This window comes from Hyphomonas sp. ske169, assembly GCF_056850855.1.
Genome location: NZ_CP096146.1, coordinates 2472172 through 2496172 on the forward strand (window position 1 = coordinate 2472172; position 24001 = coordinate 2496172).

20 protein-coding genes and 1 tRNA gene are annotated in these 24001 nt (G+C 56.6%); 9 read left to right on the forward strand and 12 right to left on the reverse strand.

The features are described from left to right. Positions 1 to 96: 96 nt before the first annotated feature. The gene (locus tag MY069_RS11970; RefSeq protein WP_482794016.1) at positions 97 to 1197 is read right to left on the reverse strand and encodes a class I SAM-dependent methyltransferase; all 1101 of its coding nucleotides are present in this window, start codon (positions 1195 to 1197) and stop codon (positions 97 to 99) included. Further along, the gene (gene lgt / locus MY069_RS11975) at positions 1146 to 2087 is read right to left on the reverse strand and encodes a prolipoprotein diacylglyceryl transferase (protein WP_482794017.1); all 942 of its coding nucleotides are present in this window, start codon (positions 2085 to 2087) and stop codon (positions 1146 to 1148) included. The genes MY069_RS11970 and lgt overlap by 52 nt, the downstream gene beginning before the upstream one ends. 85 nt (positions 2088 to 2172) lie before the next feature. Between lgt and MY069_RS11980 the strand changes: the two genes are divergently transcribed. The 4 genes from MY069_RS11980 (at position 2173) to MY069_RS11995 (ending at position 4478) form a co-directional block, all read left to right on the forward strand. Then, positions 2173 to 2409: an accessory factor UbiK family protein gene (locus MY069_RS11980; RefSeq protein WP_482794018.1), complete on the forward strand. Its 237-nt coding sequence runs from the start codon at positions 2173 to 2175 to the stop codon at positions 2407 to 2409. A 102-nt stretch (positions 2410 to 2511) separates the two neighbouring features. Then, the gene (locus MY069_RS11985) at positions 2512 to 3018 is read left to right on the forward strand and encodes a type III secretion system chaperone family protein (RefSeq protein WP_482794019.1); all 507 of its coding nucleotides are present in this window, start codon (positions 2512 to 2514) and stop codon (positions 3016 to 3018) included. A 48-nt stretch (positions 3019 to 3066) separates the two neighbouring features. After that, positions 3067 to 3873, forward strand: coding sequence for a pyrroline-5-carboxylate reductase (gene proC / locus MY069_RS11990; protein ID WP_482794020.1), 807 nt, complete (start codon positions 3067 to 3069; stop codon positions 3871 to 3873). Further along, positions 3870 to 4478, forward strand: a complete 609-nt coding sequence (locus MY069_RS11995; protein WP_482794021.1) for a hypothetical protein — start codon at positions 3870 to 3872, stop codon at positions 4476 to 4478. The genes proC and MY069_RS11995 overlap by 4 nt, the downstream gene beginning before the upstream one ends. Here the strand turns inward: MY069_RS11995 and MY069_RS12000 are convergent. From MY069_RS12000 to MY069_RS12020, 5 genes are all read right to left on the reverse strand, one after another. Then, positions 4475 to 5773 (reverse strand): ATP-binding protein, encoded by a 1299-nt coding sequence (locus tag MY069_RS12000; RefSeq protein ID WP_482794022.1) that lies wholly within the window; start codon positions 5771 to 5773, stop codon positions 4475 to 4477. The genes MY069_RS11995 and MY069_RS12000 overlap by 4 nt on opposite strands. A gap of 4 nt (positions 5774 to 5777) precedes the next feature. Further along, a complete protein-coding gene (locus MY069_RS12005) occupies positions 5778 to 6602 on the reverse strand; it encodes an FkbM family methyltransferase (protein WP_482794023.1) in 825 nt (274 codons plus the stop codon). A gap of 202 nt (positions 6603 to 6804) precedes the next feature. Then, complete coding sequence (locus MY069_RS12010) at positions 6805 to 7419, reverse strand: glutathione S-transferase family protein (RefSeq protein WP_482794024.1); 615 nt, start codon at positions 7417 to 7419, stop codon at positions 6805 to 6807. A 26-nt stretch (positions 7420 to 7445) separates the two neighbouring features. Beyond that, the gene (locus tag MY069_RS12015) at positions 7446 to 8123 is read right to left on the reverse strand and encodes a response regulator (RefSeq protein WP_482794025.1); all 678 of its coding nucleotides are present in this window, start codon (positions 8121 to 8123) and stop codon (positions 7446 to 7448) included. Then, on the reverse strand, positions 8120 to 8593 hold the full coding sequence (locus tag MY069_RS12020) for a MarR family winged helix-turn-helix transcriptional regulator (protein ID WP_482794026.1): 474 nt from the start codon (positions 8591 to 8593) through the stop codon (positions 8120 to 8122). Before MY069_RS12020 ends, MY069_RS12015 begins: the two co-directional genes overlap by 4 nt. Positions 8594 to 8646: 53 nt before the next feature. Here MY069_RS12020 and MY069_RS12025 point away from each other — a divergent pair, with 53 nt between their 5' ends. Further along, positions 8647 to 9531, forward strand: coding sequence for a branched-chain amino acid aminotransferase (locus MY069_RS12025; RefSeq protein ID WP_482794027.1), 885 nt, complete (start codon positions 8647 to 8649; stop codon positions 9529 to 9531). A gap of 84 nt (positions 9532 to 9615) precedes the next feature. Here the strand turns inward: MY069_RS12025 and MY069_RS12030 are convergent, their stop codons facing one another. Beyond that, positions 9616 to 12096 (reverse strand): TonB-dependent receptor, encoded by a 2481-nt coding sequence (locus tag MY069_RS12030; protein WP_482794028.1) that lies wholly within the window; start codon positions 12094 to 12096, stop codon positions 9616 to 9618. Positions 12097 to 12295: 199 nt separating this feature from the next. On the opposite strand from MY069_RS12030, the gene MY069_RS12035 reads away from it, so the two are divergent. Then, positions 12296 to 13882, forward strand: a complete 1587-nt coding sequence (locus MY069_RS12035) for a tetratricopeptide repeat-containing sulfotransferase family protein (protein ID WP_482794029.1) — start codon at positions 12296 to 12298, stop codon at positions 13880 to 13882. On the opposite strand, the gene MY069_RS12040 is transcribed toward MY069_RS12035, so the two are convergent. The 3 genes from MY069_RS12040 to MY069_RS12050 form a co-directional block, all read right to left on the reverse strand. After that, positions 13872 to 15161 carry a Xaa-Pro dipeptidase gene (locus tag MY069_RS12040; protein ID WP_482794030.1) on the reverse strand — a complete coding sequence of 430 codons (1290 nt, stop codon included), beginning with the start codon at positions 15159 to 15161 and terminating at the stop codon, positions 13872 to 13874. The genes MY069_RS12035 and MY069_RS12040 overlap by 11 nt on opposite strands. 161 nt (positions 15162 to 15322) lie before the next feature. Beyond that, positions 15323 to 15399, reverse strand: a tRNA-Arg gene (locus MY069_RS12045). Between the two features lie 58 nt (positions 15400 to 15457). Beyond that, a complete protein-coding gene (locus MY069_RS12050; RefSeq protein ID WP_482794031.1) occupies positions 15458 to 16438 on the reverse strand; it encodes a P1 family peptidase in 981 nt (326 codons plus the stop codon). A gap of 73 nt (positions 16439 to 16511) precedes the next feature. Here MY069_RS12050 and ggt point away from each other — a divergent pair, with 73 nt between their 5' ends. The 3 genes from ggt to MY069_RS12065 all read left to right on the forward strand — a co-directional run bounded on the left by ggt (position 16512) and on the right by MY069_RS12065 (position 23061). Next, positions 16512 to 18284, forward strand: coding sequence for a gamma-glutamyltransferase (gene ggt / locus MY069_RS12055; protein WP_482794032.1), 1773 nt, complete (start codon positions 16512 to 16514; stop codon positions 18282 to 18284). 89 nt (positions 18285 to 18373) lie between these two features. Further along, positions 18374 to 21010 carry a M14 family zinc carboxypeptidase gene (locus tag MY069_RS12060; RefSeq protein ID WP_482794033.1) on the forward strand — a complete coding sequence of 879 codons (2637 nt, stop codon included), beginning with the start codon at positions 18374 to 18376 and terminating at the stop codon, positions 21008 to 21010. Between the two features lie 29 nt (positions 21011 to 21039). Next, entirely contained in the window at positions 21040 to 23061 is a 2022-nt protein-coding gene (locus tag MY069_RS12065; RefSeq protein WP_482794034.1) for a S9 family peptidase, read from the forward strand. On the opposite strand, the gene MY069_RS12070 is transcribed toward MY069_RS12065, so the two are convergent. Further along, on the reverse strand, positions 23062 to 23994 hold the full coding sequence (locus MY069_RS12070; RefSeq protein ID WP_482794035.1) for an alpha/beta hydrolase: 933 nt from the start codon (positions 23992 to 23994) through the stop codon (positions 23062 to 23064). It lies immediately after the preceding gene. Between the last annotated feature and the right edge of the window lie 7 nt (positions 23995 to 24001).

Consider the following 24001-nt stretch of genomic DNA (forward strand, 5'->3'; position numbering starts at 1 on the left):
AGGTTTTGTTGCCCCGGGAGGTAGCAGGACGAGCCAGAAACACAAGGCTTACCTTGACGTTAGGGTCAATTTGGCGCGAATTTTTGTAAGCGGTTTCTAAAATGCGGCAGGTGGAGGCAAATCATAGCCGCTAATACAGATCGCCTGAAATCGCTCTCCCATTTCTGCGGGGTCTGTGAGCTTGCGGATACCGTGATAGAGGTCATTCGCGGTGTCTGGATGGGTTTTTGCCAATTGATTGAGCCTAGCCTCCGCCCCCAACCGCAACAAAAATGCGCTTTGCGAGATCGGTCCGGACACCGTGCAGCCTGCTTTTTCGCTGAGCCTTTTCAACCGTGCAAAGTCGACATCGCAGGTCAGATCGCTTTCGCCGGGGGCAGTTAGAGGATCAATCTGTTCGCCCTTTTGGTAGGAGCGAAGCGTGTCACCAGGTGTGTCTGAGGCGGGGCCATAATCGATCAGCAGCGCACGCCCCACCGTGTGCGCGAAGAGATTGGAGAGTCCTTCAGCGAGGGTTTTGAGGCCAGGCTGCAGCTCTAGAGTATCTTCGGCTGTGTCACGGCCGATCTCTGGCGGCAAGGCGTCTGTGTTCAAGCCAAAGGTTAGCTCATTCTCGTCATTGAGGCCGATGACGCGCTCATGCCAGGTCTCGCCGACCCGCACATATTGTTGGACCGGCAGGCAATCGAGCCACTCATTCGCGATCACCAAGACCGGGGTGTCCTGCGGGATGTCTTCAAAGTGATCCAAAAAGATCGGGTCGTGATCCGCAAATCGCTCGGTCAAATGCGAACGAAGAACCGGGCTCGGTTCGAGAAAATGGAGCTGAACGGCGTCGACAAATCCCGGAACTGAGTGCGCGGCGCGCAAAGCGTCTGCCATCAGCGTGCCCCGTCCAGGACCAATCTCAACCAAGTTTAGCTGCTTGGGCGCGCCGAGCGATTGCCATTCATTTGCGAGCCAAAGCCCAATCAGTTCCCCAAAGATCTGGCTAATCTCAGGGGCGGTGATGAAGTCTTCGCCGAGGCCTGGCCGGGTCGCGTAGTAGCCATGCTGACGATCGTGCAGGCAGAGATCCATATAGGTCGCAACCGAGACCGGACCGCTCGCTTGGATCATTGCGGTGAGGCGTTGTTTTAGCGTCGTCACGTTTGCGGAGAGGTCGCGGACTTTTTGAGCGCGGCCCAGACCAGCCAAGCGCCGCCAATCCACATGGGCAGGGATAGGATTTGCCCCATGGTGATCCATTCCGGCAGCCCTGAGACGAAGGCGTCGGGTTCCCGGAACTGTTCGGAGACGGTGCGGCCAAAGGCGTAGAGTAGCAAGAAAAGTCCAGCCACCAAGCCCGGGCGCTGCAGCGCTTTAAAGCGCCAGACCAAGATGGTGAGCACGATCGCTGGGATTAAGCCTTCGAGGACCGCTTCATAGAGCTGGCTCGGATAGCGGGCGACTTCATCGCCGCGATAGACCCATTCGCCGCTTCCCCAATCATAGGCGCTTGGGGTTGAGCCGCGCACATAGCCTTCGGGGAAGATCATGCCCCAAGAGCTGCCTTCAGGGGTTGGGCGACCATAGAGCTCAGCATTGATGAAATTGGCAATCCGACCGAACAATGGCCCGAACGGTGCGACCACCCCGGCAATGTCGCCAACTGACAAGAGTGAGAGTTTGCGATGCCGGGTCACCCACAGGATCGCGATCACGACGCCAAGCAGACCGCCATGAAAGCTCATCCCGCCCTCCCAGATGCGCAACAGGCTCATCGGGTCGGATAGGGTTTGATCCCACTGATAGGGGAGTTGATAGAACAGGATATAGCCAAACCGCCCGCCCAGGATCACACCGAGGGTGACGTAGAACAGCAAATCGTCGATATCGTCTCGGTCGGCAGGGCTTTTACCGCCCCACAGGGCCGGGCGGGCGACTAAAGCGAGCGCAAGTCGCCAGCCAAGCAGCAAAGCCACAATATAGGACAAGGCATACCAGCGGATTGGAAATTTCCCGAGGCCCAAAAATCCAAGATCAATTTGGAAGATCGCCGGCGAGAATTCCGGGAAGCTCATGGCTGATATCGCTAGAAGACTCATGCGGCGGTCTTTCCTGTCGGCATTTCGTTTCCCATCTGCTAGGGACAAATGGTTATCGGTTCAAGACGCGCAAGGGAGTCGTCACATGTCTGCAAAGAGCCCCATCCTGGATGATCTCGCGGGTTTGATGACCGGCGCAATGGGCGCTGCGCGTGCCGCTGGCGAAGAAGTGAAAACCGCTGGTGAATCGCGCGTTCGCGCGATGATTGCTGATATGGATTTGGCCAGCCGTGACGAGGTCGAAGCCTTGAAGGCGATTGCGGTGCAAGCGCTTGAGCGCGTTGAAGCCCTCGAGAAGCGCTTGGAAAGCCTAGAGAAATAAAAGCGTCCACTGCTTTTTAACCAAGACTCTTGCGCGATGAGTCGGGCATGAGTAGCCTGACCCGAAGGCAAGAATGCCTGACTGATTCGGAAGGGGGAGCCCATGAGCCTGTCCGTAGATCGTTCCCAGACAATGGAAATCGATGCGCTAGAGCTTGTCGAAAGCTGCTTGACAGAAGCGGGTTGGGAATTCCAACGCGATGAGGATGATGAGACTCTTCAATGCATCGCGAACTCAAAATGGGGCGATATGGGCGGCATGTTTGCCAATCGCGCCGAGCCTCCTGCGCTCCATTTTTCGATCACCCTAGATGTAAAACCGACTGAAACGCGCCGCATGGCCATTGCCGAATTGGTGATGATGGCGAATGAGCGTCTCTGGCTCGGCCACTTTGATTATTGGGCCGAAGAGGGCGTGATCATTTTCCGCCACGCACTGCCAATGCTGGATCGGGTTGAGCCGGACACTGGCGAAGTTCGCGCGGTGATGGCGGCGGGCCTTGATGCCGTGAACATGTTCGTTCCGGCCTTTAATTTCGTTATCTGGGCCGGCAAGACCCCGCGCGAAGCGCTCGAGGCGGCCCTGTTCGAAACTGCTGGCGAAGCTTAAGCGGCTCGGCTAAACCCCTCGTCCTGACCGTCAATGACGAGGACGCGCATGACAGATACACATATCACGCTGATTGGCGCTGGCCGCATGGGCTCGGCCCTTGCAGGCGGCTGGCTTAAGGCAGGATTGCGAGGCAATATTGATATTGTCGATCCCGCGCCAGCACCCATTGTCCAGGCTTGGGGCAGCGATGGTAGTGTTCGTTTAAACCCCGATCGCGAACCCGCTGAGATGCTAGTGGTGGCCGTGAAACCGCAAATGTTTGGATCCTTGGCGGATGAAATCGCGGCGCGGGTTGGACCAGATACGCACATCCTATCGATCATGGCGGGCGTCACCTTGGCGACGCTTGAAGCCAAGCTCGGAACCACCAATGTCGCGCGCGCGATGCCCAATACGCCGGGCTTGGTGGGTAAAGGCGTCACTATCTTATGTACCAAGCCTGAAACATCTTCAGATGCGGTTGATGGCCTAAAAGCTCTACTCGCGCCGCTTGGCGAAGTGGAGGGGCCAATCGGTGAAGACTTGCTGCCCGCGGCGACGGCGGTGTCCGGCTGCGGCCCGGCTTATGGGTTCCTACTGGCTGAAGTGATGGCTGCCGCTGGCGCCGCCCATGGGCTCGACCCTGCGCTCGCTATGCGTCTCGCCCGTAAGACTGTGGAAGGAGCGGGAGCTCTGATGGAGGGCTCCGAAGAGGAGGCCGCGACCTTGCGCAAGAATGTCACCTCGCCGAACGGAGTGACGCAGGCGGCGCTGGAAGTCTTGATGTCGCCCGAGGCGATGCCATCTGTATTTGAGAAAGCGGTCGGTGCCGCCATCGCGCGTGATATTGCCCTCTCAAAGGAGACCGAATGAGCCGAGATGAAATCATCGAGACCGGCGTACAGGCAGCGCTCAAGCTGGCCGAGACCGGAAAGTGGGGCGATCTCACGCTCGCGGAAATCGCGCAGGAAGCAGGGCTCACTCTGAAAGACTTTCATGGTGTCGCCGATAAGGATGATCTCTCCGCAGCGGTTGAACGCATCTTCGATGCAGGGATGAGCGAAGGCTCCATCGACGAGGATGAGACCGCGCGGACGCGCCTGTTCGATGTCATCATGCTCCGGTTCGAAACCATGGAAGAGGTTCGCGATGGCGCGATGTCCTATTTGCGCTGGCGAGACAGGTCGATTGATGGCCTTGCCTTGCGGCTTCAGGCGCGCGCGCAAACGGCGAAATGGGCGCTGGCTTGCGCTGGCCTAGACGGGGCGAGCCGCATCCCGCGCGGGGTCCAAATCACGGCGTTGGCTTGGGCGATTGCACAGGCGGAACGCGCTTGGCGCCAAGAAACCAGTGCTGACCTTAGTCGCACCATGGCTGCTTTGGATTCCGAGCTGATCAAGATCGAAGAGCGCGCCGCGTGGATCAAAAATCGCGGACGCAAACAGAAGCCGGCCGAGCCTGAACAGGACGAGGCCTAATAAGGCAGTCTCAAACGCACGCGTAGGCCGCCCAGCGGACTATCTTCAAGGCGAATGTCGCCGCCATGTAGGCGCGCGAAATCTCGCGCCAGCGTCAGCCCCAGACCTGTTCCAGCAACATTTTGCGATCGCCCATCATCTAGTCTGTGGAATGGACGAAACGCGTCTTCGCGCTGGTCTTCGGCAATGCCAGGGCCATTATCATCTAACAGAATCTCAGCCATGCGCGGGCCTTTGACCAGCCGCACCTCGCAGCGTGTGCCGTAGCCGACGCCATTGGTCATCAGATTGGTCAGCGTGCGGGTCAGCGCCATCGGGCGCACGGTCACGGAGATCTCTCCAGCTTCGACCACTTCTGCACCGTCGATCCGTTCGGCCACAGTGCGGGTGATATGATCAAGCCGCAGCGCCTCGGCCCGTTCGCCTTCCTCGCCGCTGGCAAAGGCAAGATATTCATCGAGCATCTTCGACATGTCTTCGAGATCGGTCCGGGCGCCGGTGATTTCTTCGGTCTGTTCGAGCATTGCGAGCTGGAGCTTCAGCCGCGTGAGCGGAGTCCGCAGATCATGGCTGACCCCAGCGAGCATCGCCGTGCGCTGATCCGTGAAGGCCATCAGGCGGGAGCGCATATCGGTGACAGCGCGCGCCGCATCTCTAATCTCGGTGGCGCCGCTGGGGCGAAAGCCTGGCATATCACGGCCGCGCCCAAACGCTTTTGCCGCTTCGGTGAGACGCAAAATGGACCGCACTTGATTGCGCAAGAATGCAAAAGCGAGCGCTAACATGATGACTGCGCCGAGTAAGACCCAAACGATTGTAAAATGCGTGTTGGCGGCGAGAGCCCGTTTGCGATCAATCAACACTCGTACTGTGCCGGTCTCCGCTTCCGTACGGAAGTCGAGGACACGGCCTGTTTGTACTGTCCGCACCTCGAATGATTGACTTGTAACCGACGCCAACTGACCGCGCAGCACCTTATCATAACTGAATCGCTCACGCGCAGCTTCTGGCCATTGCATTTTCCCGGGATGGTCGCAGTCGAACATCAGGCCGAGCTGATTTTCGACGAGTGTTTCCCGCCTTTGATCATGATCTGCCGCCGCGCAGATATCGACGATCAGGCCGACTTCACGGGCAATCGATTGCGAGAGTTTTTCATTCACCTCGCTAATGTGTTCTTGATAATAATAGAGCGAAAAGATCGCAAAAATGGCAATTACCGGCAGCGCGACCAATGCAGCGAGGCGCGCATAGAGGCCGCGGGGCGTGTAATCTCTAAGTCGAAAGCCGCTCATCTCGTCACGCATCCAAAACCAGCATCATATTGGTGCGATCCTTATGCACAATCTTGTATCCCTGTTCGAGCAAGAGGGCCTCACAATCGCGTTCCCAGCGATGCGCATGACAGGCCTCCATAACCACGGCTTTGGGATGCAGCTCTTTCGACGCTTGTGCAAAAAACGGAAACAGGACGCCATCTTCAAAGCCTTCGACATCGATTTTGAGCAGATCAAGTTTTTGGGCGCCGGATTGGTTCAACAGCTTTAACATCGGAATGACCGGAACCTCGATCGTCGGATCACCGGCTTTCACACGTGCCGAGGCTTGGCCAGCACTTTCGGGCGTTGAAATCGTCAGTGTGCCCACTGCGTCACCGCCGACGGCGGTTTGATTCAGGGATAGGGTCAATCGCTCAGCAAGGTGAGGATTGAGCGCGAAATTTGTCTTCAGACGCTCATACATAGCGGGTTGCGGCTCGGCGGCGATCAGCGTCCCCGTATTCATCAAAGATGCGACATACAGGCTGAACACGCCAGCATTGCCGCCAATGTCGAGGAACGTGCCGCCAGCGCGCGGCATGTGCGACCGGCAAAATGCATACTCTTCGCGCGCATAGCGTTTGGGGCTGAGCAAGGCTTTGACTTCAGAATTATTTCCTGTGTGATGCAGTCTGGCTTGGCCGCCATAGAGGCTGACATCCAAAGGGTGGCCCGGATTGAGCGCACGCACGCTTTTCGCCATGAGCTTGCGCAGGCCGCCTCGACCGAACGGGGTATGGCGCGAAAGGCCAATCAGCGTGCTTGAAAGCGGTCCAGGTCGAAAAGTCTGGGCGGGATGATCCATTCGTTCTTTATAGGTTTAATGCCTCGATTTGGGTAGATCCGCGCTCAGTCGGGATCATCTGCGAAAATCGTTTCAGCGATGGCTCATGCCCCGAACCCACCAGCTGAATCAATCGCCGGGGCGTCTCAACCCTGTTCAATGGCGCGATAAGAAGGCGATGCGCAAAACCCTTTCTCAATGACGAGATCATTCAGCTGTCCGGTTAGCCGCCGGTTTTTTCCAAGGCTCGCTGAAACGCGGGTCTTGCAGTATTGCGAGCTAAATAGGCAGCGAGGTTTGGATAGGGTCCAATTTCACCCAGCCGTTCAGCCATTTGCGCGATATACGTCGTGCCAATGTCGGGCGCTGTGAACCGATCGCCCATAACGAACTCACGGTCGGCCAAGCGCGCTTCAAGATAACCAAGTTGCAACGCAACCTCGCCAGAGGCGAACATGTCGAAGACTGGCGGCTTATCTTCCATACGGCTGAGCAGCAGCTTCATCAGCAGCGGCGCAAAAGCGGAGGCTTCTGAATACATCAGCCATTGGTTCCATTCGCCTTTGGCTTTCAGGTCGCCTTCCGGTGGGCCGAGCTTGTTCTCCGGATCGAACTTCTCCAGCAAATAGAGCGCGATGGCGCCAGATTCTGCGAGGATGAAGCCGTCATCCTCAATCACCGGCGATTTGCCGAGCGGATGAGCGTTTTTCAATTCCGGGGGCGCGCGGCCCATTTCGTTGCGAATATAGATTTCGAGCTCATAAGGTGCGCCGAGCTCTTCAAGCAGCCATACCGTGAAAACGGAGCGCCCAACGCGAAGGTGGTGAACTTTTAGCATAGAGAGCCCCTTTGATTGTACTCTGTTTAGTCTGGCATCAGGCGATAACCGATACCTCGTACTGTTTGGATGTGAATGGGGTTCCTCGGGTCAGGTTCGATTTTCTTTCTGAGCCGCGTCACCTGGACGTCGATGCTGCGCTCAGTACCGTTCGATGTTTGTGCGGCGAGCGCTTCTCGCGATACGGGTTCGCCCGGGTTTTTCGACAAGATGGACAGCAATTGATGCTCGCTATCGGTTAGGCGAATATTCCCGCTCGGGCCGGTCAACAGACCCTTCATTGGGTCGAAGACCAGGCCCGACATTTCAATCTCGCTTGGCGGCGGGGGGACATGGCTTCGCTTCAGAATGGCTGCGGTGCGCAACGCCAATTCTTCCGGTTCGAACGGCTTGGGCAGATAATCATCGGCGCCGAGCCGCAAACCTTCGATCCGGTCACTGGCTTGCCCGCGAGCCGTGAGCAACAAGACCGGCGTTTCATTGCCCTCGTCGCGCAGGGCTTTAAGCAGGCTGAGCCCGTCTTCGCCCGGCATCATGATGTCAAAAATCGCGAGATCGAAGCTAAAGGTTTGGAACAATTTCCGCGCCGCGGTGGCCTCGGAAGCAGTGGTCACCGAATGGCCTTGGCGCGTCAGATATTGCTTCAACAATTCACGGATCCGGTCATCATCATCGACCACAAGAAGATGCGTTTCTCTGCTCATAATAGCGCCTCCAACACCATACGGACCCCGCCCACGGCGCCGGAGCCGGCGCTGCGATAGGCGTGTCGAAGCCGGTCGCGCATCGCGATGGTTGCGGGATCGGTGACGCGTTTGCCTTCATAGGTCAAAAACAATTGCCGCGTGCGCCGATCGCCTTGTGCAGATTGCCGACGCTCAATCAAGCCCCGTTTTTCGAGATCTGCGATGATACGGGCAAATGTTGGGGTGGTTGCGTCCAATTGTTCGCGAAGGGCATTCACCGTGTGACCGGGCTGAAAGCGCACGGTTACCAGCACACGCGCTGCTAGAACGGGAAGCGAAAAGTCACGTGCAATGTCGCCCGCCGCTTTCATCAGAGCGCGCTCTCCGGCCAAGAGCAATGCAATTCCGTAATCCAGCTCTTCGTCTCTTAAGAAGAGTCGGGGGTCGAATCCGGGGGCATTCGCGCGTATTTGGTTGACATCCACCATAGTGATCTGAGAATGCCCGTGAATTGGGTAAAAGTGCAAGACAGGAAAAGAGAATGGCAGACCAAGCCTATGATGATCGTGACGGCTATATCTGGATGGACGGGCAGTTCGTCCCATGGCGCGACACGAAAGTCCACGTGCTGACCCATGCAATGCATTATGCCTCATGTGTGTTCGAGGGCGAGCGTGCTTATGGCGGTGTGATCTATGCCTCACGTCGGCACTCTGAGCGGTTAGCGAACTCTGCCAAGATTATGGGCTTTGAGCTGCCGGTGTCGGTTGATGAGCTCGAAGCGATCAAAGCCGAGACGTTGGCAAAGTCCGGCTTGGAAAATGCCTATGTCCGCGCCTTTGCTTGGCGCGGCAGCGAAATGATGGGCGTTTCCGCGCAAAGTAATTCCATCCACTTGGCGGTCGCCGTTTGGGCCTGGGGCGACTATTTCGCCGATAAGATGAAAGGCATCCGGATGACGCATGCGATGTATCGTCGTCCAGACCCGCTCACGGCGCCATGTCATGCGAAAGCCGCGGGTCTCTACATGATTTGTACGCTGTCCAAGCATGCGGCAGAGAATGAAGGTTATGCGGATGCACTGATGCTCGACTATCGCGGCCAAGTCGCAGAAGCGACAGGCGCGAATATCTTTTTCATGCGCGATGGCGCATTGCATACGCCGACGGCCGATTGTTTCCTCAATGGCATCACCCGCCAGACGGCAATTAAGCTGGCCAAAGCGCGCCAGATTGAAGTCATCGAGCGGGCCATCATGCCAGATGAGCTCTCGACTTTTGATGAATGTTTCATCACGGGGTCAGCTGCCGAGATCACCCCAGTGGCTGAGATTGGTGAGCACACCTATAAACCGGGAAATGCGTCGGAAGCTCTGGTCAATGATTATGCTGACCTGGTTTATCGGCGGATTGAGATGCCGGACTAAGAACCCATTTTTGTGGTTCATTTGAGCACAGAAAAAGGCCGGATCAGATGATCCGGCCTTTCCTTATTGTCGATGATGACGCGCTTATGTGCCGTCAAAGATGTCCCAAGTGAAGCGAACACCGATGGATCGTGGTGCACCAACAAAGGCACCATGTGATCTAACATTCGCGCCATTGACCGTCTGGTTAGACAGCGGTGTGGTCCGAATACCTGTTTCATTATACTCATCAAACAGGTTGTTCGCGAACAGAGTCGCTCTCCACGTGTCGGCATCGTAAACGACTGAAGCATTCGCCACACGAACAGGCTTCAGGATCACGCCTTCGCCTTTGCTTGCAGTTCGCGTCAAGACATCTCCTTGCCACGAATAACCAAAGTTAAAGGCCAAGTCTCTGCCATTGGCGAGTGGGTGATTGTATGTGCCAAAGAAAGAGAATTGATGCTCTGGTGCACCGGGCAACTGATCTCCGGCGAGACCGTCGATAAACGCAGATCCAAATCCTGGAGGGTTAATCGTCCGGATAAGAGACGGTACGTCTGCCGTCAGTTCTGCTCTGATGTTGCTGTAGCTGCCGCGCAAGCTGAAATACTCGCTCGGACGCCAGTTACCAGAAATCTCAACACCCCGAGTCTCAGCGCCGTCGGCATTGATGGTGATCGGAATATTCGCGTTCACCGTCGCCGAACCAAGCTGAGCACCGTCCCATTCGATCAAATAGGCCGCGGCATTCAGGTCCAGAGTGCCATCAAGGATGGTGCTTTTGAACCCGAGCTCATAGTTGGCCGTCGTATCGGGACCGAACTGTGTTTCATCACGAGTTGAAACCCCACGAGAGCCGTCAGCTTCGAGGAACTCTTGTCCAGGTGCGAGGGCACAAGCGCCTTGTTGAACCGATGCATCCGGTCCGAGATCAGGACAAGGTGCGGTACCGTTACGGCCACCAATCCGATAGCCTTCACTATAGGTGAAGTAGACCAGAACATCGTCGGTCACGTCATAAGACGTGTTGAACTTGAACAGTTCACCGCTGCGAGACTGCGCCAGTGCCGGATCGTAGGGCGTATCCTTGATTTCGCCCAATGACTGCGCAACAAAAGTTGGGTCGAATAGCGGGAAGGACTGGGTTGAGAATGACTGCACATCATACTCATAGTACCGTGCCCCGAAATTCACCGACCAACGATCGGTGATGTCATAGCCAATTTCCCCGAAAAACGCGATTTCTTCGGTTTCATCGTTGCCGATCGAGAAATATTCGAGCGCGTCTGGACGATCAAATCCGGCGAACTCAGGATAACCTGGAGTAAACTCGGATGAAGAGCCCCATTCGCGGAGATTGTTATAGAAACCGCCGACGATCCAATTAAACGGGCCGTCATGAGTCGAAACCAATCGAGCTTCTTGGTTGATCCGCTCCGCACGACCTTCTTCAAACGTAAACGCCGTGAATGTCGGGAATGATTCATAGCTATACTCGAGCGTGATCAAAAGATCGGTTTGATCGCGTTGTCCCTTATCCTCAAACCGGCTGAAACCAGTCGCAGAGGTGAGTTCAGCAAATCCGAGATCGGCTGTTACTTCCAGCGCGAGCAAGTCGTTGGTGATCTCGTTTGGTTCGACAACCCGCAGACCTGATTCATAGCGACCAGCTGGTACGGTTGAACGCAGGCTAGAGAACTGACGTCCACCAATATCAGCGTTCTGATAATAGTATGTGAGTGTGCCATCGAGCCATTCAGTTGGCGCCCAGCGCGCGGCGATACGACCGGAGAGGGTCTCTTCGCTGTTCACGTCTTTTTGTGGATTGAAGTTAGCAGCGAGTGCAGCTGGGTCTGAGAAGTCCGGGTCTGGATCAGACACACCGATTTGTTGGACCACAAACGGATAATCGATGAAACCGCTATCGTCTTCTAGATCCAGTGAACCGCGAATAGCAAAATTATCGCCCAATGCTTTGTTGAAGGTAAAGCCAGCCTCATAGCTGAAATCATCAGCCTTGCTGTATTGAGAGATTTCTGAGCGAACACTAAACAGGTCGCCATTGAAATCGGGTTTGTTCGGAATGTAACGGATGGCGCCGCCAAGCGTACCCGCACCGTACAGAGTCCCTTGTGGCCCAAGCAGAACTTCGACCCGTTGTAGGTCATTCAGTTTCAGGTCAACAAAGACTGGAATTTCGCCAAGATAGGTGGCAACTGTGCCGCCGCCATCATTGTTGCCGTCACCTGAGCCGAGCGGCTCAGCGTTCAAGCCTCGAACGATGATAGGGTTGCCCTGACGGCCGCCATTATCAACTACGTTAATCCCGGGAACAAAGGCGAGCGTATCAGCGAGTTCGTCAAAACCCTGCTCTTCAATCTGAGCTTCGCCAACCGCGGCAATGTTCAAAGGAATGTCCTGAACGCCTTCGGCGCGGCGGGTTGCTGTAACAATTACGGTATCAGCGCGTAACTCGTCTGGTTCGCCATCATCTTGGGCGATCGCAGGCGCTGCGAAGATTAGTCCAGAAGATGCTAACGCCAGCATGCTCCCAGAAACTAAAAAGCGATTCTTTTGACTCATATTGTCCTCCAAATAGATTATCGCAGTGTCTTAGTAGTACTCTCTCCATGTATCAGTTCACTCAGCTTCCTGAGATCTCAAAGCGCCTGTGACAGTTTTCACCGCGCAAGAATGGATTTTCTCCGCGATTGATGCATTTTTGCCTCATTTTTCAGCATCAGGCCGGTTTTCAGAGACAGCCTTGGAGATAGAAACAAGCATGTCAGTGTCCCAACTCCTGGAAGAGGCGCAAAAGCTATTAGCGCAAAAGGCTTATCGCGACGCCCATGCGCGATGCCTGACAGTTCTGCAACAAGACCCCAAAAACCATCTCGCTTACTATCTGCTCGGCATTCTGACCGCAGACCATGCCAACCACGCGAAAGCCGTAGAGCTGTTCGATCGCGCGCTGGGATTTGCGCCTGATCACGCGCCCTCGCACGCTCAAAAAGCGCGAAACTTACTGACGCTGAACCAACGTGAAGCTGCATTGGATGCGGTGAAACAAGCGTCGCTAATAAAAGATCTCACGCCATTTACATTGGATACGCTTGGCGTCGTGCTTTCTCGCGCCGGACGCCACGAAGAAGCGATTCCATTCTATCAGAAAGCCGTGGCAGGGGCGCCGAACCAGCCTGAATATTTCTACAATTATGGTGCAGCGCTTCAATTCATTGGCAAGATGGAGGAGGCACGAGAAGCCTATAGTAAAGTGATCGCGCTCGATCCTTTGGATGCCCGCGCCCGCGCCGCGATGGTAACGATCACGAAACAGACAGCTGACGAAAACGATATCGCTGAGCTCGAAGCTTTGTTTCCGCGGTTCAGCCAAGACGCCAATGCAAGTCTGAATATCGGGCACGCCATTGCAAAGGCGTATGAGGATCTCCAGGACGGGGCGAACGCCCTTATTTGGCTTGAAAAAGCGAAGGTCAAAAAACGCCAAGAGCTCAACTATGATCCAAGCTTTGACGCGCGGGTCTTCGAACAGGCTTGTGCCTTGGCGGGAGACCTCCCGATTGCTGCGCCTGACGCGCCGGGTCCTATTTTTATTGTCGGAATGCCGCGGACAGGCACCACTCTGGTCGATCGAATTCTCTCAAGCCATAGTCAGGTGTCTCCGGCGGGTGAGCTAACCGACTTCGGGCTGCTCTTGAAACAGCAGGTCAAAAGTCCTGGGCCGTTCGTGCTGGACGGACCAACCCTAGCGGCGGGTAAGTCCGCGCCGCTTGAGGAGCTTGGGGCGGCATACATTCGCCGGGTGCGTGAGACGGTTGGAATCGAAACACCAATCTTTACCGACAAGATGCCATTGAACGTGGTTTATGCGCCATTGATCTTAAAGGCGATCCCAAACGCGCGGGTCATCTGTTTGTTGCGGCATCCTGCCGATACCGTACTCAGCAATTATCGCCAGCTCTTCGCGACCTCGTTTTCATATTACAATTATGCCTATGATCTTGAAGCAACGGCGCGCTATTTTACCTGGTTTAAGCATATGGTGGAGCAGTTTGAGAATGCGCTTCCCAATACGCGGTTCACAACGGTTCGCTACGAATCTGTGGTTGCAGATATCGATACTGAAACCCGCCGATTGCTCGATTTTTGCGGCTTGCCATTTGAGCAGGCTTGTATCGATTTTCACACCAATCGGGCACCGGTTGCCACGGCAAGTTCTGCACAAGTGCGTCAGCCTTTGTACACGAGTTCGCTGGCCCGTTGGAAACGCTACCGGCCAGGGATCGACCCGGCCTTAAACATTCTGGTTGAGGCCGGCTGTATGGATGCAACTGAGCTTATCGATTGATCTCGTTCAAATAAACCACGCCACCTTTCATGACGAAATCAACGTCTTGGAGCTCTGCGATATCGGAGAGCGGATCACCGTCTACCGCGATCATATCTGCGGCTTTGCCAATTGTGATCGAGCCAATTTCATCTTCCAAGCCAAACAGGGTCGCATTGCTGATGGTGGCGGTTTGGATCGCTTGCATCGGGCTCATGCCCCATTCGACCATTTTCGGGAACTGGCGCGCATTGGTGCCGTGCGGATAGACGCCCGCATCGCTGCCAAAGGCCATATTGGCGCCCGCTTCGACCGCAGCCTGGAACCGTTCCCGTTGGAGCCGGCCGACCATACGTTCTTTGGCGAGTGACTCTTCCAAAATTCCAGCGGCTTCGCCTTCGGACAGGATATAGTCAGAGACATAAATATCCATGGACAGATAGGTGCCTTGCTCAATTGCGAGCGCGATACCTTCATCGGTGATCATGCTGGCATGCTCGACTGAGTCGACCCCGGCCTCGAGCGCAGATTGAATGCCGCGCGGGCCGTGGGCATGGACCGCAACTTTCAGGTCCAGCAATCTGGCTTCATCAACAATCGCCTTCATTTCTTCGAGCGAGTATTGCTGAGCGTTGATTGACGTATTGGGCGAGAGCACGCCGCCGGTGCCGCAAAACTTAATCACCCGGGCGCCATACTTTTTGTTCTCGCGGACTTTCTGACGGACTTCCCAAGGTCCATCTGCGCGGCCCCCGGTTTTGCGTTGGGCCTCATAAGGAAGCAAAGTGGCATCGCCGCAATGGCCCCCTGTAATCCCAATCGATTGGCCCGCGCCGATAATGCGCGGCCCGATAATTTCACCCTCATTGATGGCTTTCATCAGATCGATATCGGTGAAGCCCGCCGCGCCGAGATTTCGCACCGTGGTGAATCCTGCGAGGAGCGTCGTTTTCGCGTTGACCACACCGCTAATGGCGCCGCGCGCGGTGGACCGGGTCAGGCGGCGGAAGCCATGCACGTTGGCGCCGGAGGTCAGGTGGACATGGCTATCTGAGAGCCCTGGCATCAAGGTGGCGCCAGACAGATCAATCTCGGTCCACTCGCCGTCGGGCAAACGACGTTCAGAGCCGATATAGGTGATTAGGCCGTCCTGCACCGCAACGACTTGGCCGCGGACTTTCTTGCCGTCGATGACATCAATGATGTCGGCGCCTTTAATGACGGTTCCGGTTTCGGCAGCCGCAAAGCCAGCGGCAATAACTGTCCCAGCAAGGGCAGTGAGGAATCGCTTGAAAATCATGATGAGCTCCCAATCTCAACGTCGATCTATTGTTGGCTTAAGGCATAGACTGACCGCCTAATTTGGCAACGCTTGCCGCGAGAAATCCTCTAGATCGACTCGATCATTTCGGGGTCTGATGATTTTTGATCCATCATTTATTGAAAAGGCGAAGAGAAAAGTGGCGCTTCGGGGAGGATTCGAACCCCCGACCCCTTGGTTCGTAGCCAAGTACTCTATCCAACTGAGCTACCGAAGCGCGGAAGCGGGACACATACTCTCGGCCCCACGTGATGGCAACACCTGATATCAGGAAATTACTGCGCTTCGTAAACGCCGCGCGCAACCGCTCTGGCCAGCGTGTTTGCCGCAAGTTCGCCGAGGCGGGCCAAACTCAAAGCATCTGGGTCTGGAAGTGGCCTTTGGGCGGTTGAAATAACGAAGACAACATCGCCATCAAATGGTGCAAAGACGGGGCGTATGGCGCGGGCAAATCCGGCGAGCGCCATTTGCGCCACCCGGTGCGCTTGGCCAGACGTGAGGGCGATATCAGTGGCGATGCAACCAATCGTGGTGTTCTCGCCCAGCTGCGGGTTCTGTTTTGCCGGGCCCCAATCTTCTGCGTCGGCGCGATAGGTGGCAGGCGGCCGTGCGCCACCAAACTCGCCATTGATCTCGTAAGGCCAGGCCCAAAACGCGTCTGTGCCCGGCATAAACACTGAGCCAAAGCAATTGACTGCCGTGATCGCGCCGACGCTCATACCGTCTTCGGTGACAATCGAAGCGGAGCCTAGACCGCCGCGAAACTGACCGGCTTGCGCGCCAAAGCCTGCGCCGGACGGGCCAAGCTCGAAAGGGCCGGGAACGGCAGCCTCGAAGGCAGCGCGTCCGAGGTTTTGATAAGGCGGCTGATCGCCCCAGGATTTGTCACCCCCATTTGCGAGATCGTAGAGAATGGCGGCAGGGACGATTGGCGTTTTCGGAACACCTGGGCGGTCGACCAGGCCAAATCCGCGGCCTTGTGCGCCGAGGGCGGCGGCGACGCCATCCCCGGCAGCGAGTCCATAAGCGCTGCCGCCTGACAGGACGATCGCGTCGACATGATCCACCAATTTGTCAGCGAGCAATAAGTCCGTCTCGCGTGTCCCTGGGCCGCCGCCCGCAACCGCAGCTGCGCCGACGCTGGGCGTGTCGCAAACTATAACAGATGTTCCTGTCTTCGCGGCCGCGTCATGCGCATTGCCTACGCGAATTCCAGCAATATCCGTGATCAGATTGTTTTTACCCGGCTGGGACATTGAAATCTCTTTCCTGTCATTCGCTTACGCTCTACGGTGAGGATCAGAAATCGCCAAGTCGGAGCGCCATCGAATGTCAGTAAAAACTATCCTTCTCGCCGGAGCGTCAGCTCTTTTTATCGCGGCCTGTCAGCCGCAAGAGGCAGAGATTGAGATTGAAGCGCCTCCGGTCCCGCCGGTTGAAGAGACGAGTGCGGACTGGACCAAAGGCGCGATGGTGGCAGCCGCCGATCCCCGTGCGGTTGAAGCTGGCCTGGAAGTCTTGCGCAATGGCGGCCATGCGGTGGATGCCGCGATTGCGGTTCATACGGTGCTGGGGCTTGTAGAGCCGCAATCGTCTGGCATTGGCGGCGGCGCCTTCATGGTGGTTTATGACCGGGCCAGCGGCGAGACGGTTGTCTATGACGGACGCGAGACCGCACCGTCAGCGGCAGATGAAAATCTTTTCATCGAGAATGGCGAAGTGCTCGGCTTTTTGGAAGCTTGGCAATCCGGAAAGTCTGCTGGTGTTCCCGGCGCGATCGCGCTTTATAAAACCGCACATGATGCCCATGGTAAGATGGATTGGGCGTCAAACTTTGACTCTGCCATCGCGCTTGCGGAGAACGGGTTTGAAGTCAGTCCGCGCTTAGCGAATACGCTGGCCAGTGACCGTTTGCGGATGTTCACGCGCATCGATGATCATCCGGTCAGCGCCGCCTATTTCTATCCCGACGGCGAACCGCTTGCTGAGGGCTTTGTCAGGGACAATCCGGATTATGCCGAAACGCTCCGCCGGGTGGCGACTGAGGGCACTGACGCATTTTATAAAGGCGAAATTCCTGAAGCCATCGTCGCAACGCTTGCCGAAGAGCCGCGTCCAGGTTCTCTGAGCGTTGAGGACATTGAATCCTACGAAGTGAAAACCCGCCCCCCGCTGTGTGGGGACTGGCGCGAATATAAGATTTGCTCGGCGCCGCCGCCAAGCTCAGGCGGGATCACTCAAAATGCGATTACCGGCCTGTATGACCGCTTGCTACCAGAGGGCGCGACAGAGCCTGAGCAATTCTTGCGCGCCTTTGTTGACGCTCAGCGCCTCGCTTATGCGGACCGCGATCACTATGTTGCCGATGCTGATTTTGTCCAAGTTCCGTCAGCCGACCTGATCAATCCGACCTATCTCGACGTGCGGGCGACGGAAGTGTTTGAACCGGGCGCAACCCCGACCCCCGGCGATCCTGGTGTCGCATTGGGTGGCAATCCAATGGTCGGCATGTGGGGCCAAGACCCAACCGAAGACGCGCCCGGCACAACGCATTTGTCGATCATTGATGGCGAAGGCAATGCGGTTTCGATGACAGCGACGGTTGAAGCGGCGTTCGGAAACTCGCGCATGGTGAACGGGTTCTTGCTGAATAATGAGCTGACCGATTTTGCCAGAGAACCGCGCAAATCAAATCTGCCTGTTGCGAACGCGCCGGGGCCAAAAAAACGTCCGCGTAGTTCCATGTCGCCGACGATTATCTTTGACCAAGCCGGCGACGTGAAAATGGTCACCGGCTCGCCAGGCGGTAATTCGATCGTTGCTTATACGGCGAAATCCATTCTTGGGGTGTTGGCCTGGGATCACACGCCGCAAGAGGCGGTCGCCTTGCCGAACATCATCGCTCGTGGCGAAAGTGTTGGCGTCGAAGTTGATCGTGAAGGCGGCCAAGAAGTGGCCGATGAGCTTAAGGCGGCGGGCTATAATGTTGAGGAACGGCGCGGCGAGAATAGTGGTCTGCACGTGATCTTGGTGACCGAAGACGGGCTGCTCGGCGGGGCTGATCCACGTCGTGAAGGGGTGGCACGGTCGCCTGACGAGTAAGGCGAGCCTTTAAAATTTTTGGCGGGTCTAGAACGGATCAAGCCGCGCGTGCGATAACGGCTTGAACTATAGAAGATGGGAAGTGAGACGTGGGCATTTTTAGAATAGTTGCGGGCCTATTTTTGGCGACCAGTTTGGCGATGGGCGCACATGCGCAAGCCTATCCAGAAACCAATTATGATGGCGACGTTCCTACCTTGCCGGAAGTGGTCGGGCATGAACATGGCGGGATGATTTCGTCGGCTGCGGACATCACCAAATTTCTGCGCGCTTTGGCCGATCATGCCCCCGATCGGATGCAGGTCCGCCCTTATGGCGAGACCTGGCAAGGCCGAGAATTGGTCTATGCGGTAATCTCATCGCCGGAGAATATGGCGCGGCTCGAGTCTATTCAGGCTGATCTCTCAACACTAGCGACTGGAGAGACCCTGGCGGCTGAGACGCTCGAAGCGACGCCCGCCGTGGTTTGGCTGTCTTATGGTGTCCATGGCGATGAAATCACGCCGCCCGATAGCGCACTGTTCATGGCGTACCATCTGATCGCGGCAGAAAATGACGCCCTGGTCGATACGGTTCTGGCCAATTCGATCATCATTATTGATCCGAGCCAAAATCCGGACGGCCGGGACCGGTTCGTGCATAGTTTTGCATCCGCGCTGGGTCTCAAGCCGAGAGCCGACCGGTTCGCAGCCGAGCATGATCAGCCTTGGCCACGCGGGCGCTATAATCACTATTTGTTTGATCTAAACCGCGACTGGTTCGCGATGACGCAGCCCGAAACTCGGGGCAAAATTGATGCGGTCATGCAATGGCATCCAGTGATCTATGTCGACAGCCATGAGATGGGCGGTGATAGCACCTATTATTTCCCGCCCGCGGCGCGCCCGTACAATCCGAACATCACCGACTCGCAGCTCGGGCGTCAGACTCAGCTGGGACGCAATATGGCGAGCTGGTTCGACCGCTTTGGCGTCGACTATTTTACCCGCGAAGTGTTTGACGCGTTTTATCCCGGCTATGGCGATATGTGGCCAACATTGAATGGCGCAATTGCGATGACATTTGAGCAGGCCTCCCCGCGTGGGCTCATCTTCGCGCGCTCGGATGGAACGCTGCTGACCTATGCCGAAGGCGTGCGCAATAATGTGCTGACATCGCTCGCGACTTTGGAAATCGTCGCCCGTAACAAGAATGCGTTCTTGACCGATTACGCTGAGTTCCGCCGCACCGCGATCGATGAGGCATCCGGTGCGAGCGATCGCTATATCGTCTTGAATCTGGCATCTTCTCGATATGAAGCCGAAGCCATGGGACGCCGACTGGCCCAGCAGGGGATTGCCGTTCAACGCGTCCCCGCCGGCAGCGAGCAATGCCGCGTCAGCTATCCCGACGGCGCGCTGATTATTGATATGGCTCAGCCGCAAGGGCGCCTGATCAAAACGCTCCTAAGCCAGTCGACGCCTTTGGCGCCCGAATTTATCGCCGAGCAAGAAAGCCGTCGTGAACGCGGGCTCAATCATGAGCTTTATGATGTCACCGCCTGGTCCCTGCCGCTTATGGATGGGGTCGATCGAGTTCAGTGTCGGCGCGTAGATCTCTCTGCAGCGACTCCCGTGTCGGCGACAGACCCTATCCCGGCGATTACGTCGGGCACAGGACAATACGGCTATGTGGTCCCGTGGACGGATGGCGGCCAAGCGCGGCTTGTCATTGCCGCTCTGAAAGCGGGGTTGCAGGGCAAGACCACGGATCGAGCCTTTGTTCAAAACGGCCGGACCTTTCCATCAGGCAGCGTGGTGTTCTCAATCGCGGACAATTCGTCTGAACTTGGACGGGATCTTACCGCCCTGAGCCAAAAGATCGGCGCGGAAATCGTCCCAATGGCAAATAGCTGGGTTGAGGATGGCCCGAATTTTGGCAGCTCGGCCTTCGCCGCATTGAGCATGCCGGAAGTTGCGATCGCCTGGGGCAATGGCACCAGCCCGACTTCAGCGGGTAATTCTCGGTTTGTGTTGGAACATCAGCTTGGCGTGCCGGTGACCCCGATCCGCGTCTCGGCGCTCGCCCATGCTGACCTGTCAGCTTATGATGTGTTGATCATTCCGGACACGTATGGCGGCTTGGTCGCGCAAATGGGGTCCGCAGAGCCGCTCAAAGAATTTGTCAAAGAAGGCGGCGTGTTGATCGCGTTCTCAACCGGGGTAAGCGAAATCGCAGCCAAGGAGGTTGGTTTATTGTCGACCCAGTTAGAGCTTGCGACAAGTGATGGGGCGGCTGCAGACGAGTCTGATAATGGCCGCGTGCCGGGGATCAATTTTGCCTCGCTGGCAGAATATGAGGAACATATTCACGATCACCGCGCCCGCCCGGAAGACATTCCAGGAGTTCTGGTCAAGACGATTGCCGATCCCGACCATTGGCTCGCGGCAGGCTATACAGAAGCGACCGCCTTGGTGACGGGGCGGGAAATCTATCGGCCCCTGAATGAAAGTGACGGGACAAATGTGTTCCGCTTTGCCGATGCTGAGACGCTGCTCGAAAGCGGTTATCTTTGGGAAGAAAACCGCGCGCAGTTGGCGTTTAAGCCATTTGTGATGGCCGAGCGCCAAGGCAATGGCGTGGTGATCGGTTTCACCCAAAGCCCGACCACACGGGCTTATCTCAATGGGCTGAATATGCTGCTGGCCAATGCCGTTATCCTGGGGCCCGCCCGTGTCGCGCAATAGCGCTTAGATTCAAAGAAAGAGACGTCACCATGACCCGTTCTACGCTTTCCAGTATCGCGCTAAGCGCGGCCTTGACCGCCTGCGCCACGGCCCAATCTGAGACTAAGGCGGCTGAAACAAAGCCAGAGCCGCCGGAAATCGTCTTGGAGACGGAGGAAACGATTGGCGGGCCAGACTATAGCCTGCAGGCGATTTCGCCTGAGGCTGGCAAAGTGAATGTTGGAATGGCGGGCAGCGACCCTGCCGATATCGCACGCTATTTGCTGGCGCGCGGCGCGTCTGGTGCCAGTCTTTCGCCGGGCGGGGAACATGTTGCGTTCCGTTACAGCGTGACTGGTGTGCCGCAATTATGGGTGTCGCGGGCGACAGGCGGCGCGGCGCAGCAGCTCACCTTTGGCAATGGCATCACATTCTTCAGATGGATGCCGGACGGTTCGGGCTTAATCTATGGCGCGGACAATGACGGCAATGAGCAGGAATCCTATTATTTTGTCTCCCCCGACGGGCACACAGAACGGCTCTTACTGCCGGCTGTTGAAGGTGGCTTCCGATCGTTCGGCGATATCGCGGCCAGCGGCACTGAAGCGGTTTATGCGTCGACGGAACGGAATGGTCTCGATTTCGATCTCTACAAAGCCGATCTGACGACAGGTGAAACCGAACTTCTGTTTGAAGGCACTTTTGGCTATTTCGCACGCGCGCTCTCACCGGATGGCAAATATCTGATTGTGACAGAAACGGTCGGCGAAGATTCTGACAATCTCTATTTGATGGATGTCGAGACCAAAGAGATGACAACCGTCTCGGCGCCGAGCCCGCGCGCTAATCACGGTGATGGCGGCTTCGCCTGGCTTCCAGACAATTCAGGCTTTTACTTCTCCAGCAATGTCGAGCGGGAATTTTCCGCAGTGCACCTCTATGACGTGGCATCAGGCGAGCTCAGTGTCGCGGTTGAAACAGACCGCGATGCCAGTCAAATCGAACTTTGCGGTGAAACCGGCGGATACCTCGCTTTTGCCGAAAACGTCGATGGGTTCGACACGCTTCATGTCCGCGACTTGGCGACCGGCGACGCAGTAACGACGCCACGTTTGGCCGAAGGAGTTTACGGCATTAGCTGCGCGCTCGGTTCTGACCGCATGGCGATTGGCATTAATGGCTGGAACACACCAGGCGATATCAAAGTCTGGGACCTAAGCCGCAACGCGGTCAGCCCAACTTTCACCTCGACGAGTGCAGGCCTCGACCTGAACCGGTTTGTGCGTCCCGAGAGCGTCACCATCCCGGCGCGAGACGGCGTTGATATTCAGGGGCTGCTCTATCTTCCGGACGACGCTTCTCAGACAGAAGATGTCCTGCCGCCGGTCCTGTTTATCGTGCATGGCGGACCGACCTCACAATCGCGGGCAAGTTTTGATCCGATTGTACAATATCATGTCGATCGCGGCATCGCTGTGTTTGAACCAAACGTTCGCGGATCGACGGGCTTTGGCCGAACCTATGTGACGCTCGATGATCAAGAGAACCGTCGCGATAGTGTCCGCGATCTGATCGATATGGCAGATTATCTGCGCGCAGATGGCCGGGTCGATATGGACCGTTCAGCGGTCGCTGGCGGCTCCTATGGCGGCTATCTGGTCAACGCCGTCTTGGCTCTCTATCCAGACACGTTCTCAGCGGGTGTCAGCCTGTTTGGGGTGGCTGATTGGGTTACGGCCTTACAGATTGCCTCGCCAGCACTCAAAGCCTCTGACCGGATTGAGTATGGCGATATCCGCGAGCAAAAATGGATCGACTATTACACTGAAAACTCGCCGATCCGTTTGGCCGATAAGATCAAAGTTCCGGTGCTCTTCTCGCATGGTGTCATGGATCCGCGGATCGATATTTACGAGACCGAAGTGATGGTCAAAACCCTGCGATCGAATGGCATCGAGGCGCCATACATCCGGATCGAGGATGAGGGCCATGGCTGGCGGAAATTGTCGAACCGTTTGTTCTATTACCGCGCGCAGGCCGAGTTTCTCGAAGAGGTATTTGAGGAAGAGTAACTATTCTCCTGCTGGAGGCGCGAGCAGATCTTGCGCCTTCATCCAGCCCATGAATTGGTCGAACCAATCATCTGCTGGAACACCGCGCTTATAGCTGCCAAAGCCGTGACCGCCGGACAGGTAATAGTGAAACTCAACTGGAATGCCAGCGGCCTGCCAGGCCTCAACGACGCCGAAACCGCGACCGGCAAAAAGACCGTCATCCGCTGCGAGAGCTGCGAACATTGGCGGTGCGCCTTCGGGCACGTCCACAGCATCCATTGGACCGTAAATATAGCCAATATAATCGGGCTTTGGCGCTTGGTCCGCGTCTGAAAGCGTGACGCCTAGGGCGGTGATCGCCCCTGCTGAGAAGCCAAGCATGCCAATCTTGTCCGCGTCATAGCCCCAGGCTTCGCTGTTCGCGCGGACCAGCTCTAAGGCCGCTTGAGCATCGGCAACAGCGAAGGGAATACCTTGGGTCACATCGACCTGCGGATCGCCTGGCTGCGGCGCCCAGAGCGCGCTCATAAAGGCGCCAAACGCCTCTGGCTCGGTTGGGGTTTCCATAGTGCGGTATTTCAGGATGAACGCAGCCACGCCGCGTTCGGCCAGCCAGTCGGCAATCGCATAGCCCTCATTGTCCATCGACACGAATTGAAATCCGCCGCCGGGGATCACGATCACGGCTGCGCGCGTTGCCGCTGGATCTTCTGGTAAAACGGGCAGCAAAGTGGGGCGGGTGACATTCGTCGCCCAGCGTTCGGTTCCAGCATTGCGCCAGACTTCTTCCAGGTCAGAATTATCAGACCCGGGCGCGGCGCCTTCATACAGAGGCAAAGCTTCGGCATCTTCCGGCGTTGGCACTTCCGCAAACGGTACGCTGTCTTGCGCCAGCGCCGAAGTGGCTATGAAAGAGGCGGCGAGCCCGGTGGCGATGATCTTCTTTAACATGGCTGTT

Coding starts and splice junctions, on each gene's coding strand:
- lgt (WP_482794017.1), bottom strand. CDS start 2,087: ATGAGTCTTCTAGCGATATCAGCCATGAGCTTCCCGGAATTCTCGCCG.
- proC (WP_482794020.1), top strand. CDS start 3,067: ATGACAGATACACATATCACGCTGATTGGCGCTGGCCGCATGGGCTCG.
- MY069_RS12020 (WP_482794026.1), bottom strand. CDS start 8,593: ATGGTGGATGTCAACCAAATACGCGCGAATGCCCCCGGATTCGACCCC.
- MY069_RS11995 (WP_482794021.1), top strand. CDS start 3,870: ATGAGCCGAGATGAAATCATCGAGACCGGCGTACAGGCAGCGCTCAAG.
- MY069_RS12065 (WP_482794034.1), top strand. CDS start 21,040: ATGACCCGTTCTACGCTTTCCAGTATCGCGCTAAGCGCGGCCTTGACC.
- MY069_RS12015 (WP_482794025.1), bottom strand. CDS start 8,123: ATGAGCAGAGAAACGCATCTTCTTGTGGTCGATGATGATGACCGGATC.
- MY069_RS12040 (WP_482794030.1), bottom strand. CDS start 15,161: ATGATTTTCAAGCGATTCCTCACTGCCCTTGCTGGGACAGTTATTGCC.
- MY069_RS12000 (WP_482794022.1), bottom strand. CDS start 5,773: ATGAGCGGCTTTCGACTTAGAGATTACACGCCCCGCGGCCTCTATGCG.
- MY069_RS12070 (WP_482794035.1), bottom strand. CDS start 23,994: ATGTTAAAGAAGATCATCGCCACCGGGCTCGCCGCCTCTTTCATAGCC.
- MY069_RS12050 (WP_482794031.1), bottom strand. CDS start 16,438: ATGTCCCAGCCGGGTAAAAACAATCTGATCACGGATATTGCTGGAATT.
- MY069_RS11985 (WP_482794019.1), top strand. CDS start 2,512: ATGAGCCTGTCCGTAGATCGTTCCCAGACAATGGAAATCGATGCGCTA.
- MY069_RS11980 (WP_482794018.1), top strand. CDS start 2,173: ATGTCTGCAAAGAGCCCCATCCTGGATGATCTCGCGGGTTTGATGACC.
- MY069_RS12005 (WP_482794023.1), bottom strand. CDS start 6,602: ATGGATCATCCCGCCCAGACTTTTCGACCTGGACCGCTTTCAAGCACG.
- MY069_RS12035 (WP_482794029.1), top strand. CDS start 12,296: ATGTCAGTGTCCCAACTCCTGGAAGAGGCGCAAAAGCTATTAGCGCAA.
- MY069_RS12025 (WP_482794027.1), top strand. CDS start 8,647: ATGGCAGACCAAGCCTATGATGATCGTGACGGCTATATCTGGATGGAC.
- MY069_RS12010 (WP_482794024.1), bottom strand. CDS start 7,419: ATGCTAAAAGTTCACCACCTTCGCGTTGGGCGCTCCGTTTTCACGGTA.
- ggt (WP_482794032.1), top strand. CDS start 16,512: ATGTCAGTAAAAACTATCCTTCTCGCCGGAGCGTCAGCTCTTTTTATC.
- MY069_RS12030 (WP_482794028.1), bottom strand. CDS start 12,096: ATGAGTCAAAAGAATCGCTTTTTAGTTTCTGGGAGCATGCTGGCGTTA.